At 59.4% G+C, this 12,831-nt stretch carries 13 protein-coding genes; 1 reads left to right on the top strand and 12 read right to left on the bottom strand.

Annotation, left to right across the window (positions count from 1 at the left end; translation table 11 throughout):
* Nucleotides 1-206 precede the first annotated feature (206 nt).
* The 5 genes from M5C01_RS31125 to M5C01_RS31105 form a co-directional block, all read right to left on the bottom strand.
* Nucleotides 207-1,289: a hypothetical protein gene (locus M5C01_RS31125; protein WP_152742102.1), complete on the bottom strand. Its 1,083-nt coding sequence runs from the start codon at nt 1,287-1,289 to the stop codon at nt 207-209.
* Between the two features lie 478 nt (nt 1,290-1,767).
* Nucleotides 1,768-2,826, bottom strand: coding sequence for a PDDEXK nuclease domain-containing protein (locus tag M5C01_RS31120; RefSeq protein WP_152742103.1), 1,059 nt, complete (start codon nt 2,824-2,826; stop codon nt 1,768-1,770).
* Between the two features lie 125 nt (nt 2,827-2,951).
* Nucleotides 2,952-3,230: a colicin immunity domain-containing protein gene (locus M5C01_RS31115; protein WP_152742104.1), complete on the bottom strand. Its 279-nt coding sequence runs from the start codon at nt 3,228-3,230 to the stop codon at nt 2,952-2,954.
* The gene (locus M5C01_RS31110; protein ID WP_248764452.1) at nt 3,227-3,802 is read right to left on the bottom strand and encodes a colicin D domain-containing protein; all 576 of its coding nucleotides are present in this window, start codon (nt 3,800-3,802) and stop codon (nt 3,227-3,229) included. The genes M5C01_RS31115 and M5C01_RS31110 overlap by 4 nt, the downstream gene beginning before the upstream one ends.
* A 60-nt stretch (nt 3,803-3,862) precedes the next feature.
* Nucleotides 3,863-4,792 (bottom strand): hypothetical protein, encoded by a 930-nt coding sequence (locus tag M5C01_RS31105; protein WP_152742105.1) that lies wholly within the window; start codon nt 4,790-4,792, stop codon nt 3,863-3,865.
* A gap of 205 nt (nt 4,793-4,997) precedes the next feature.
* Between M5C01_RS31105 and M5C01_RS31100 the strand changes: the two genes are divergently transcribed.
* Nucleotides 4,998-6,152 carry a GGDEF domain-containing protein gene (locus M5C01_RS31100; protein ID WP_152742106.1) on the top strand — a complete coding sequence of 385 codons (1,155 nt, stop codon included), beginning with the start codon at nt 4,998-5,000 and terminating at the stop codon, nt 6,150-6,152.
* On the opposite strand, the gene M5C01_RS31095 is transcribed toward M5C01_RS31100, so the two are convergent.
* The 7 genes from M5C01_RS31095 to urtC all read right to left on the bottom strand — a co-directional run bounded on the left by M5C01_RS31095 (nt 6,149) and on the right by urtC (nt 12,828).
* Nucleotides 6,149-7,162 carry an AAA family ATPase gene (locus tag M5C01_RS31095; RefSeq protein WP_248764451.1) on the bottom strand — a complete coding sequence of 338 codons (1,014 nt, stop codon included), beginning with the start codon at nt 7,160-7,162 and terminating at the stop codon, nt 6,149-6,151. The two genes, M5C01_RS31100 and M5C01_RS31095, sit on opposite strands and share 4 nt — an antisense overlap.
* A 3-nt stretch (nt 7,163-7,165) precedes the next feature.
* On the bottom strand, nt 7,166-8,209 hold the full coding sequence (locus M5C01_RS31090; RefSeq protein ID WP_152742107.1) for an aliphatic amidase: 1,044 nt from the start codon (nt 8,207-8,209) through the stop codon (nt 7,166-7,168).
* A 15-nt stretch (nt 8,210-8,224) separates the two neighbouring features.
* On the bottom strand, nt 8,225-8,569 hold the full coding sequence (locus M5C01_RS31085; protein WP_100941562.1) for a zinc ribbon domain-containing protein: 345 nt from the start codon (nt 8,567-8,569) through the stop codon (nt 8,225-8,227).
* A gap of 30 nt (nt 8,570-8,599) precedes the next feature.
* The gene (fmdA, locus tag M5C01_RS31080) at nt 8,600-9,829 is read right to left on the bottom strand and encodes a formamidase (protein WP_152742108.1); all 1,230 of its coding nucleotides are present in this window, start codon (nt 9,827-9,829) and stop codon (nt 8,600-8,602) included.
* A 356-nt stretch (nt 9,830-10,185) separates the two neighbouring features.
* Nucleotides 10,186-10,875: an urea ABC transporter ATP-binding subunit UrtE gene (gene urtE, locus M5C01_RS31075; protein WP_152742109.1), complete on the bottom strand. Its 690-nt coding sequence runs from the start codon at nt 10,873-10,875 to the stop codon at nt 10,186-10,188.
* Between the two features lie 10 nt (nt 10,876-10,885).
* Nucleotides 10,886-11,644, bottom strand: coding sequence for an urea ABC transporter ATP-binding protein UrtD (gene urtD, locus M5C01_RS31070; RefSeq protein WP_152742110.1), 759 nt, complete (start codon nt 11,642-11,644; stop codon nt 10,886-10,888).
* Complete coding sequence (gene urtC, locus M5C01_RS31065; RefSeq protein WP_152742111.1) at nt 11,641-12,828, bottom strand: urea ABC transporter permease subunit UrtC; 1,188 nt, start codon at nt 12,826-12,828, stop codon at nt 11,641-11,643. Before urtC ends, urtD begins: the two co-directional genes overlap by 4 nt.
* Between the last annotated feature and the right edge of the window lie 3 nt (nt 12,829-12,831).

Raw genomic sequence — 12,831 nt, 5'->3', positions numbered from 1 at the left:
CTGGATTTTTTTGCCCTAGGGTGCCTAGTAATACCCGATGCCGGTTCCAGCCCAAAATAAATCCCCAGTGTATTTAATGGTAGAGAAGGATCACTTTTAAATCGAACGGGGATGCCTATGTACTTTAATGACATTAGGGCAATTGTGCAGCAGCCTGCTGCACACACTCCACGCCCGGTCATGCAGCGCCAAAAGCACTTGTCCTGCTAGCTGCCTGGCGCGAAGACCGCCACGCAGCCATTACAGCCACCGTCCTTGGCGCTGAGCGGCAGGAAGACGTGGTTATTCTTCTCGCTGACGGCGACCGAATGCGGATTGCCGCCGGGCAGCTTTATGCGTTGGACGAGCGTATTGGATTTTGCGTCGATAACACCGAGCTCCGGGCCGTCCGGCATGCCGCGCGAAGCGGTGTAATACTGCTTGAGCTTCGGATTGTAGGTGACCATGTCGGCGGAACCGAGGCCTGGAATGACCTTGACCACCGAACCGTCGGTCTTCATCACGACGAATACCGGCGGCAGACCGCTGTCCTTGCCGCCGGCGTCGCAACCTAACAGCAGGTTTGCACCTGGTCCTTGCACCAGGCCGTTGGGATGGCAGTCATTGACTGGCAGCAATTTCTCGAGCTTGCCGCTGGCCGGGTTGATGACCGCGACGGCACCCTTGGCCTTATCCTTCTTCAACTCGGGAATCGAAACATAGAACCTTTTTGTCACCACATCGTAGACGGGCTGCTCGATCCCGTCCGTGGCGTCCTCAAGGGAAATCCTGGCCATGATTTTGTGGTCGGGTTTGGTCGAAATCAGCGTCAGGAACGGCGGCTCGTCGGCATTGTTGGCGACAAGCACAACGTGGGCCTTCGGATCGTAGGCCATCTCGTCAACTCGGAATTTTCCGCCGGTGGAAAGGCTATCCGAGACTTTTTTCGTCTTGAGGTCGATGACCTTCACAGTGCTGTCGCCGTCGCTGGCCCACACCTCGCCGCCAACCACGACGACGCCGTTCGGGCCGGACACACTACTGGTCTTTAATTGTCCTGCGAATCCGCCGGGCAACCGGTCGACCATCTTGCCGCTGGCGCCATCGAACACGTCGATAGCCTTGTTGCTTCTATCGGCCAGATAATAACGGTTGGTCGCCTGATCGACATAGCTGATGTCGAAGCCGTTGAGAGGCTCGCCTGGAACCTCCAATGTGCCGATCTGTTTCAGTTCAGCCGCGCTGACCGAAGCAGCGAGACTCAGCACCAATACTGCCGTCGCGGAACCTAACAACTTTCGCTGCACCATGTGTTTTCTCCTGAAGATCTTCGGGTATTTTTTTATTCGTGTTCATAAACCGCCCCGACCAACCGGGGCGCCTAACCCTTTCACATTCGTTCAGAGATACACGGCCTTGGCCGTCACTGCTGCGACCATGGCACTTTGACCTCAGAAAAGGAGGGCCCACGAGACGATCTCGACCGCAGAATCAATCTCGGCTAGATGCATCCACAATGTCAACATTAGAGAGACTTGCGTACCGATGATGCGATTTTTAGGAAGCATTCCCACTTACACTATTCACGACACAGACTTTCTATATCTGACTCACTACCAGAATAATCTCGCATTTCGAAAGCGTACTACTTTATAAATAGCATTGGCTGACTCAATACTCGCCGCACCGATATACCTCAATTAGTTTTATCATTTCCGCCCGTAATTGCTCACTCTCAAATTCGTACTCCAACCTAAGTGTTGGTAGGATTATGAGTCAGTTCGGTCATTACGAGTCGTCTCCCATGGATGCATCATCACTTGCCAGTTCGCGCTCGATCTGTTCGATGCTGGGCAGGCTGGTTTGCAGCTCTGCCGGTAGCGACTCCACCAATTGATATTCCGCCACACCAATGGGACGGGCGTTATCACGCAGCGCGTATTCGGCAACGACCTTGTTCTTGCTCTTGCACAACAGCAGGCCAATGGTGGGACCGTCCTGCGGGTGCTTGACCTGGGCATCCATCGCCGTCAGGTAAAAGCTCAACTGGCCCAGGTGCTCAGGCTTGAACTTGCCAGCCTTGAGTTCGATGACCACGTAGCAGCGCAGCTTCAGGTGGTAGAACAGCAGGTCGATGAAGAACTCGTCACCGCCCACATCCAGCAGCACTTGCTGGCCAACAAACGCAAAGCCTGCGCCCAATTCCAGAAGGAACTCGGTGACATGCTTGATCAGAGCGTTTTCGATCTCGCGTTCCTGCGCATCGACGGTCAGGCCGAGAAAGTCGAAGCGGTAAGGATCCTTCAGCGACTCACGTGCCAGGTCTGAGTGCGGTTGGGGCAGGAGACTCTCGAAGTTACTGACGGCCTTGCCACTGCGTTCCAGCAGACCACTCTCGATCTGCATGACCAGAATGTTGCGCGACCAGTTGTGTTCTATGGCCTTGGCGGCATACCAGCGGCGAGTTTCGGGGCCCGGCAGCTTGTCCAGCAACGCCAGTTGGTGATACCAGGGCAATTGTGCAAGCACCCCTTGCACAAATTCGGCGTCCGGCCACGCCTCGGCAAACGCGCGCATGTACTTGAGGTTGCGTGGTGAAAACCCCTTCATATCGGGAAAGGCGGCGCGCAAGTCCTGCGACAGGCGCTCAACGACCTTGGTGCCCCAGCCCTGTTCTGCCTGCCGGGTCAAAATATCATGACCGATCTGCCAGTAGAGCAGAACCAGCTCACGGTTCACCGCCAGCGTGGCGCGTTGCTGGGCGTTATGGATACGGCCTTTGAGGTCGGCCAGCCAGTCGCTGTAACCTTCAGGTGGCGTGCTCAGGCTAACAGGAGTATCGCTCATGCCTTTTTCTCTCGTGCTTTTTTCGGCTCGGCCTTCACTGCGTTTACAACGCATATTGATATAAGGTCAAACAGCCCTTAGCGGTAACCAATACCTGGATTAGTCCAGCTACAGCGTTACGTCCTTCAGTAGTCGCCGCGCCGATAAGCTTCAATTAGCTTTACTACTTCAGTTCGCAGCCGCTCACCATCAAACTCATACTCCAATCTATCAGAATCTGGACTATACATATCAGCCGCACAAAACACGCTAGATAGACATCCGCTTAAAGCAGGAGCGTCTTGCAGAATCACATCGGTGTCTCTCTCGACTCGCCAACGTTCAATATAAACATCGCAAAACTCATTTGCGGATAGCTTTCCAGCAACAAAAGACTCTGCAAAAGCCAAAAGTTCAAGACTCATCGCAACACTCCATTTTCAATGTAGTTTATCAACTGAGGCGTCTGCGCCTTCAAATTGAACCCCGTCACAAATTCTCCAGCCTCACTCACCACCACAATATTATTTGTGGTCGGATTAAAGTACACCTTCGAACCTTTAACAAAACCGTAAGTACCTTTACGAACAGTTTCTGGAGCACTCATATGTTTCATGATACCTAACTCATACGCCCGAAGCGTCTGAGCATTTTTCTTCGTTGTCACAACACCGAAATCAACTGCATGTTTGAATTTTCGATCAAGCTGCCTCTGAGAAAAAACTATCGATGCAACAGGTAGTTTTTTATCAACCCTTCCTGGTTGTACCTGCCTCGGTCGTTCAAGCTCAACAATCCGAGCCCCAGCCCCCATCCCTTCGGCCCTTCCCGCCTTTTTTATTCTAGCGTTCTTGAGGCCCTGGCCGAGCCGTTTCAGCCCATTGCCCAAACGTTGGGTCAATGCCAGGTTTCGCACCGACACTGCGCCTTTCGCCGCCAAACCAGCACCACCGGTATACATGACCAACAGCGCGATCAGCACTATCTCGAAGACCACGACACCACCGAACTCGGCGATTTCTTCGCGGTTCTGGGCTTTTACATAGTCAACGGCAAATCACGCCAGCAGGTCCCGGCTCGGCTCGTCCTCCATCACGAAGCACGCCGTTTCGTAGCTTTCGGCCAGTTGTTCACGGGTGATCTTGCTTGGGTCGAAGCCCAGCGCCTCAATCAGTTCACGATGCTGCGCCTGGGAAAAGTTGTCGCGAAAGGAAGCGATCCAACTGCCACCATTGGAAGCGTCGGCGTTCCAGGCGGACACCACGACATTGGAAAAGGTAACGAAGGGATTGATCAGGTCGCCATATTCCTTGGCGCTCTTGACCAATCCCCAAGCGCCATAAAGCGCGCCCTTGCCAATCGCCAAATGGGTATGGAATGCATTGGTGACAACACCACGCTCATCCTGGATAGCCTGCAACGCCGCCGCTTCGGCACGCTCTGCTTCGAGAATCGCCTCCAGCGCGGCCTGCACCTCGGCGCGGCTGCGGACCACCAGATCTTCGGTGTCGACCTCCGCCAGCATCTGCGCCTGATAAGTTCCATCGGGAATACTCCCGACAAACCGACTGTACTCATCCAACCGAGTCCGAATGGGCTCGCCGCTGGCCGGGGTCAGCACGCAAGGCAAATCACACCCCAAGCCTTCGCCGTTATCCCAGATGAACTTCAAACCAACATGGCAGGTGCTGGCCGGAGCCTCGCGCTCAATGGTCCGCTTTGTCTGGCTGTAGAAGTCGCCGTTATAAGGCTCTGGAGGCGGCACGCGACGCTCGGGATTGCGCGACGGCAAAGGAATACACGGGCCCGGCGTGGGTGAGTAATTGCCCCTGGAATCGTAATGGCCCACGGTTAACGAGATCCCTGTTTCAACAGTCGTTCGCTCCTTCGAGAAGGACCGACAAAAACAGAAAGTCAGCTGCTCGGCCCAGTTACCGAAGCTTACGGTCGAGGCCGAAAGGAAGTGACCGCATTGGATGCCAGACAACTCAACGCCATCTGTAGGACCCTGGCCAACAGCCCCCTTCAACAAGCAGGCAACCCCACGGAGATCCCGCTACAATCCCGCCGAGTGATTGCCAAGATGCTCGCTCACGTGCCAAGTCCTGCTTTCCAACTCGCGGTGTGCCCTGGCACCCACCGCCGCCGTCCCGGGCGCCCCCCGGTCGCCGGCTGAACAGGGTTGCCCGAACATGACGCTGCTGCACATCCCCACCCTGCTGCTGGTTTCGGTCTTCATCTTCTGCCTGATGGGGCTCTTGAGCCTGCACGCCTGGCTGCGGGAAACCCGCGAACGCTGCCTCGCCTACCTGGGCAGCATGATGTTGCTGGCATCCCTCGGCATCCTGCTGGTGAGCTTGCGTGGCTTGGGCGTCGACTTTGTACCGCTGGTGGTGGGCAACGTGGTGCTGTTGCTGAGCGCAGCGATGAACTGGACGGCCATGCGCGTGTTTGCCGGGCGCGCGCCCTCGGTCCCAGGCATGCTCGCTGGCGCGCTGACTTGGCTCGCGCTGTGCCTGGTGCCAACCTTCCTGGAGTCACTGCCATTGCGGGTGGCCGCCTATTCGGTGCTGACGGTCGGCTACGGCGTGCTGACCTTGCTGGAGTTCTGGCGCAGTCGCCACAGCCTCGAAGCCTCCTACCTGCCTGCGCTGACACTGACAGCACTGAATACTCTGTTCTACTGCGTGCGGACCTTTACTGACGCCGGCATGGGCCTGGACCAGGCCCTCGCGGGTAGCGGCGAAGGCGTGCCGTTTTTCTCCTTCATGCTGTTCGAGTCCATGCTCTACGTGGTCGGGATCGGCTACGTCACCCTGGCCATGGTCAAGGAGCGCGCCGAGCGCCAGCTCAAGGCGGCGGCCTATAGCGATCCCCTGACCGGCGTCGGCAACCGGCGATCGTTCATGCTCAAGAGTGAAAAGCTGCTGGCCGATTGCGAACGGCGCAGGACGGCGGCGGCGCTGCTGCTCTGCGACCTGGACCATTTCAAGCGTCTGAACGACACCTTCGGCCATGCCGTGGGCGACCAGGCACTGATCGCCTTCGGCCGGGTAACGACACAGATCCTGCGCCCGGCGGATGTATTCGGGCGCATTGGCGGCGAAGAGTTTGCCTGTGTGCTGGGCGATAGCGACAAAGCCCGCGCGATGGAAGTGGCGGAGCGGATCAGGGCCGGCTTTGCCGGACTGACGCTGCTGGAACCCGGCTTTCTCAGCGTGAGTATCGGGCTGGTCACCACGGGGGAATCCGGGTGCGAACTCTCGCGGTTGCTGTCGGTGGCGGATGAGGCACTTTACGCAGCCAAGGGTAAGGGCCGCAATCGAGTAGAGATCGCAGAAAGCTAGCCCTGCGGCAACACCACCAACCGCTGCCCCCGCACCGTCGCCGTCATCTGCCCGGCGTCGGCACAGGCCAGCAGGCAATCGGCAATCGCCGGTTCCAACTCGACCCGCACCCTGCGCACCAGGGCGCGGGCGCCGAAGCGCGGATCGTGATCGCGTCCCAGCCAGGCACGGGCCAACTCATCCACCGATAACTGACGTTGCGGCCCCAGGCGCTGATTGAGCTTGCTCAGTTCGATATCCAACAATGCGTCGAGCCAGCGACCCTCGATGCGTTCGAACACCAGGATACGATCGATCCGATTGAGAAACTCCGGTTCGAAACGGTTGTGCAACGCCCGCTCCAGCAGCCGTGATTCAGCCTCTGCGAACCAACCCAGCAAACGTCTCCAGCCCACACTCAAACGCTGCCGTCGAGCGTTGGCCTGCCGTGCGCCGATGTTGCTGGTCATGAAGATCAGGCTGTTACGAAAATCCAAAGTACGGCTGCCGCCCGCCAGGGTCAGCCTGCCACTTTCCAGAATCCCCAACAGGCTGCGCAGCACCTCGTCGCTGGCCTTTTCCAGCTCATCGAACAGGACGATGCCCGGACGACTGTAAGTACCCTCGATCAATTCGCTGTCGAACAGACTTACACCCTCTTTGCTACCGACATAACCCGGCGGCGCACCGGTCAGCGCCGCCGCGTAATGCTCCTGGGCCAGGGTCTGCATATCGATGCGGCACATCGCATCGCTACGACCATGAATAGCCTGGGCCAGCAGGCGCACGATCTCGGTCTTGCCAACGCCAGTCGGGCCCATGAACAGGTTGACCCCAAGCGGTCGCTCGCGATCACCGATGTCCGCCTTGAGCACCTTGAGCTGTGCCTCGACCGCCGCCAGTGCCGCGTCCTGGCCGACGATGCGCTTACGCAGCAGCGCCATCACCTGCTGCGGTTCGAAGGTGAACCGCGAGGTCAGCGGACGCACCTCGGGCTGCCCTGATGCGGGGACCTGCTGGATCGACGACATGCTTCAGCCCGCGGTCTTTTCTTTACCGCCGTGGGGCAATTGCCCCACCGGGCAGTCCGCCACGCCGACCGTGCGCCGGGTGATGTTCTCCACATTCTCCCGGGCCTTCTCTGCATCCAGGACCCAGGTGCGGTAGAACTCGAACGGGCAGTCGGCGATGCCCTTGTCGCCATCGCCGGAATCGTAGATGCCGGTGTAGCCACGGTGCAGCAACTTGAACAGATGGTTCTGCGACTGGTCGTTGGCTCGCGCATCGCGGATCTGTGAGATCGACAACTGGGCGTACTGAATACCCATTTCCTCTTCGCCACACTCACCCAGGGTACGGCCGTCGAAGCCGATGATCGCCGAGTGCCCGAAGTACGAATACACCCCGTCGAAACCGGCGGCGTTGGCCACCGCGACATAGCAGTTATTGGCCCAGGCCATGCTCTTGGACATCTGCACCTGCTGCTCCTTGGCCGGGTACATATAGCCCTGGCAACGGACGATCAGCTCCGCGCCCTTCATCGCACAATCGCGCCAGATCTCCGGGTAGTTGCCGTCGTCGCAGATGATCAGGCTGATCTTCATGCCTTTGGGGCCGTCGCAGACATAGGTGCGGTCGCCGGGGTACCAGCCTTCGATAGGACACCAGGGAATGCACTTGCGATAGCGCTGGACGATCTGCCCCTGATTGTCGATCAGCACCAGGGTGTTGTAAGGCGCCTTGTGCGGATGCTCCTCGTGGCGTTCGCCGGTCAGGGAAAACACACCCCAGGTATTGGCCTCGCGACAGGCCGCGGAAAAGATCGCGGTCTCTTCGCCGGGAATGGTCGCGGCGGTGGCCATCATCTCGTCATGGTCATAGAGAATGCCCATGGTGCTGTACTCGGGGAACACCACCAGGTCCATCCCGGGCAGCCCCTGCTTCATGCCCTTGATCACCTCGGCGATCTTGCGGGCATTGTCGATGACCTCGGCCTTGCTGTGCAGGCGCGGCATCTTGTAGTTCACGACAGCAACACCGACGGTATCCGGGCTGCTGGAAATATCGCCATGGCGCATGGAGAAAAACCTCTGTCAGTGACTGATCATCCAGGGCCGTGGCCCGGTCTTGCTCTTGAGTCCCAGGGGATTGGCCTTGGTCGGCACCACCGGTTTGCTTGGCGCGCAGCAACCGCAACCCTTGGGATGACGCCGCTGCTGGTACTCGGCGACGGTCTGCGGCGCATGGGCGCTGCGCTCGTTGGTGGCGATGGCCTGGCGCTGGCTGCTCGACAGGCAGTTCAAGGCCGGCGCCGATAACTGCAAACCACCGCCCGCGCCGCCGCAATAGGGGCACTGGCAAGGTTCATGGCGCTGGTTCATGGGCCGCAGCATGGTGAAGGTGCCGCAGGCCTGGCACTGGTATTCGTAAGTCGGCATGGTTCGAACTCCCGGAATCTTGATGACGCCTTACAGATCGTGGGCGATAGGCAGGTCGATACTGCCGTCCAGGTGCTTGATCGGGCCGCTGGCGTTGGGGTTGATATCGAAGTCGAAGATCTCGGTCGGCAGCCACAAGGTCGCGCAGGCATTGGGGATATCCACCACGCCGCTGATATGGCCCTGCACCGGGGCCGATCCCAGCAGGGCATAACCCTGGGCCGGGGAGTAACCGAACTTGGTCAGGTAGTTGATCGCATTGAGGCAGGCCTGGCGGTAGGCGACGTTGACGTCCAGGTAGTGCTGCTGGCCGCTCTCGTCCACCGAGATGCCTTCGAAGATCAGGTAGTTCTTGTAGTTCGGGGTGATGGGGCTTGGCTTGAACACCGGGTTCTTGATCCCGTACTTGGCCATGCCGCCTTTGATCAGCTCGACCTTCATGTGTACCCAGCCGGCCATCTCGATGGCGCCGCAAAAGGTGATCTCGCCGTCGCCCTGGCTGAAGTGCAGATCGCCTACCGACAGGCCGGCGCCGTTGACGTAGACCGGGAAGAAAATCTTCGAGCCGCGGGACAGGTCCTTGATATCGCAGTTACCGCCATGTTCGCGCGGCGGCACGGTGCGGGCGCCGGTGGCGGCGGCGTCATCGCGGGCCTGGCCCTTGAGTTTGCCCATGTGTGCGGTGGTGGCCAGCGGCGCGTTGGCCAGGGGCGGCACGCGGGTCGGGTTGGTGTCGATCAGTTCCTGTTCACGGCGGTTCCAGTCGGCGAGCATCACCGGGTCGGGCAGGCAACCGATCAGGCCGGGGTGGATCAAGCCGGCGAAGTTGACACCGGGAATGTGCCGCGAGCTGGTGAACATGCCTTTGAAATCCCAGATGGCTTTCTGCGCACTGGGGAAATGGTCGGTGAGGAAGCCGCCGCCGTTCTGCCGGGAAAAGAAACCGTTGAAGCCCCACTGGGACTCGGCCTTGGCGCCGATGTCCAGCAGGTCGACCACCAGCAGGTCGCCGGCTTCGGCGCCGTGCACGCCGACCGGGCCGGAGAGGTAGTGCACGGTGGACAGGTCGATATCGCGCACGTCGGAAGCATCGTCGTTGTTCTTGATCGCCCCGGCGGTCCAGTCGTAGGTTTCGAGAATGAAGTCATCCCCCGGCTTGACCCAGCAGGCCATCGGAATGTCCGGATGCCAGCGGTTGTGGATCTGCTCGTTCTCGGTGGCGGGCTGGTTGAGGTCGACTTTGATCAAGGTATCGGTCATGGCAAAGCTCCTGGACAGTAGGGATGTACAGCGTTGCTGGCAGTCTCGAATGGCGACGCGAATCGGCCAATACGTCGGATGACGTAGCTCCCTTTGCAGGAGCCCGGCTTGCCGGCGATGGCGATTTCAAGACCGCTATCGCCGGCGAGCCGGGCTCCCACAATGTTTGTGTCGAGCCGAGAACCTGCATGCGCGTGAAATCTGTGGGAGCGGTGCTTGTCGGATCGCCGCACCGCCGCGAAGCTTTTGGCGGCCTCAAGGGCCTCTTCGCGAGCAAGCTCTGCTCCCACAGGGACAGTGTTCGGCCTTAACTGAACGGTATTACGGCAAGCCGGGTTCCCACAGGGCAAAGGGGTCTATACGGAGAGGTAACGGCTGATCGTCGCTTCGTCGACCTTGTCGCGGGTTTCCTCGATGACGAAACGCCCCTTCTCGATCACCAGAAAACGGTCGGCGATTTCCAGGGTGAAGGACAGCACCTGCTCGGAAACCACGATGGTCAAATCCCGCAGGGTGCGGATCTCCTTCAGGGTCCGGGCGATGTCCTTGATGATCGACGGCTGGATGCCTTCGGTGGGTTCGTCCAGCAACAACACCTTGGGATTGGTCGCCAGCGCCCGGGCAATCGCCAGTTGCTGCTGTTGCCCGCCCGAGAGGTTGCCGCCCTTGCGCGAACGCATGTCGTGGAGCACCGGGAACAACGCATAGAGGTCTTCCGGCACCTGGCCCCGGGCCGAAGACGGCAAGCCGGTCTGGATATTTTCCAGCACCGTCATGCTGGGAAAGATCATCCGCCCCTGGGGCACATAGGCGATGCCGTGCTCGACCCGCTCGTGGGTCTCGAGACTGGAGACCTCACGACCATCGACACTGACCTGCCCGCCCCACTGCGGGAGAATGCCCATCAGACTCTTGAACAGCGTGGTCTTGCCCATGCCGTTGCGCCCCATCACGGCGACGATTTCCTGCCTGGCCACAACCAGGTCAAGGTCATGGAGAATCTGGCTCTGGCCGTAGCCACAGGACAGCTTGTTGACGTTGAACATGCCTGCTTCCTCAATGGCCCAGATAGACTTCGATGACTTTCGGGTTGTTCTGCACCGACTCCATGCTGCCCTCGGCCAGCACCTTGCCCTGGTGCAGCACCGTGACCTTGTGGGCAATGCTCTTGACGAACTCCATGTCGTGCTCGATCACCAGCACCGAACGGCCCTGGCTGATGCGCTTGAGCAACTCGGCGGTCTGCACGCGCTCGTTGACGCTCATCCCGGCGACGGGTTCGTCGAGCATCAGCAGGTCGGGGTTCTGCATCAGCAGCATGCCGATCTCCAGCCACTGCTTCTGGCCGTGGGACAGCAGGTCGGCCTGTTGCTCCAGCAGATCGCCGAGAAAGATCTCCCGGGCCACCTCTTCCACCCGCGCAATCACCGCCGCGCTGCGCTTGAAGAACAAGGCGCTGAACACCTTGCGCCCGGCCGGATAGGACATCTCCAGGTTCTCGAACACCGTGAGGTTTTCGTAGATCGACGGGTTCTGGAATTTGCGCCCGACGCCGGCACGGACGATGTTGTACTCGTGCATCCTGGTCAGCTCTTTCCCGTCGAACTGGATGCTGCCGCTGGTGGCGCGGGTCTTGCCGCAGATCAGGTCGAGCACCGTGGTCTTGCCGGCACCATTGGGTCCGATCACTACCCGCACTTCATTGCGGTCGATATACAGGTTGAGGTTGTCCACCGCCTTGAAACCGTCGAAGGACACCGTCAGCCCCTCGATGGCCAATACCGGTTTGTTCATCTGAAAACCGATGGCGGTCATGGCTGGGCCTCCAGGGAAGGACGTTCAGGGGCTGGAGCTTTCGGTTCGACACGCACGGCCTGTGGCAAGGACGCAGCCACCGGTTGTGAGCGAGGAGAACGTCGCAGCAATCGAGCAAGCGCCTGGCGACCATGACTGTCCCAGAGCCCGGCCAGGCCATTGGGGAAGTACATGACCACGGCAATGAACAGCCCGCCCATCAGGTACAGCCACAGCTCGGGAAAGGACTCGGAGAAATAGGTCTTGCCGTAGTTCACCAGCAAGGCCCCATACACCGCGCCGAGCAGCGACATACGCCCGCCGACCGCGGTAAAGATCACCATCTCGATGGACGGTACGATGCCGACGAATGTGGGCGACATAAAGCCGACCTGCAAGGCGAACATCGCGCCGCCAATGGCCGAGAACCCGGCGGCGATGCAAAACACGAATATCTTGAAAGTGGCCACGTCATAACCGGAGAAGCGCACCCGCTCCTCCTTGTCGCGCATCGCCATCAGCAAGCGCCCCAGCTTGGAAGCGAGGACAAAACGGCCGATAAAAATGCAGCCGAACAGCAGCGCCGCATTGATGAAGTACAACACCAGCTTGGCGCTGTCGGTGCGCAGGTCCCAGCCGAGCAGCGTCTTGAGATCGGTGATGCCATTGACCCCACCGCTCAGGCCCTGCTGACCGACAATCAGCACTGTGAGAATCAGCGCAATGGCCTGGGTGACGATGGAGAAATACACATCCCCGACCCGTCGCTTGAACAGTGCAATTCCGATGATGAAGGCCAGCAACACCGGCACCACAATCACCGCCAGCAGCGTGAAACTGAAGCTGTGGAACGGCCCCCAGAGCCAGGGCAGTTCGGTGATCTGGTTCCAGTCCATAAAGTCCGGAATGCCCGGCGTGGTCTGGATCTTGGTGCTGACCGGATCGGAGGCTTCCAGCTTGAGAAACATCGCCATGCAGTAGCCGCCGACACCGAAGAACACGCCTTGCCCGAGACTGAGAATGCCGCCATAACCCCAGCACAACACCAGCCCCACAGCGACGAAGGCATAGGTCAGATACTTGCCCACCATATTCAGGCGGAAGGCATCCAGGGTCAGCGGGAACACCACGAAAATCAGCAGCGCCAACAGCGCCACGCCGAGCAGGTTCGGCTTGCCCGCCAGCATCTTGTCTAGAACGTTCATCGG

The organism is Pseudomonas sp. MWU12-2319, from assembly GCF_023242525.1.
GTDB classification, from domain to species: Bacteria; Pseudomonadota; Gammaproteobacteria; order Pseudomonadales; family Pseudomonadaceae; genus Aquipseudomonas; species Aquipseudomonas gingeri_D.
Note: the sequence above shows the minus strand (reverse complement) of the source record. Positions and strands in the feature narration are given on the sequence as shown.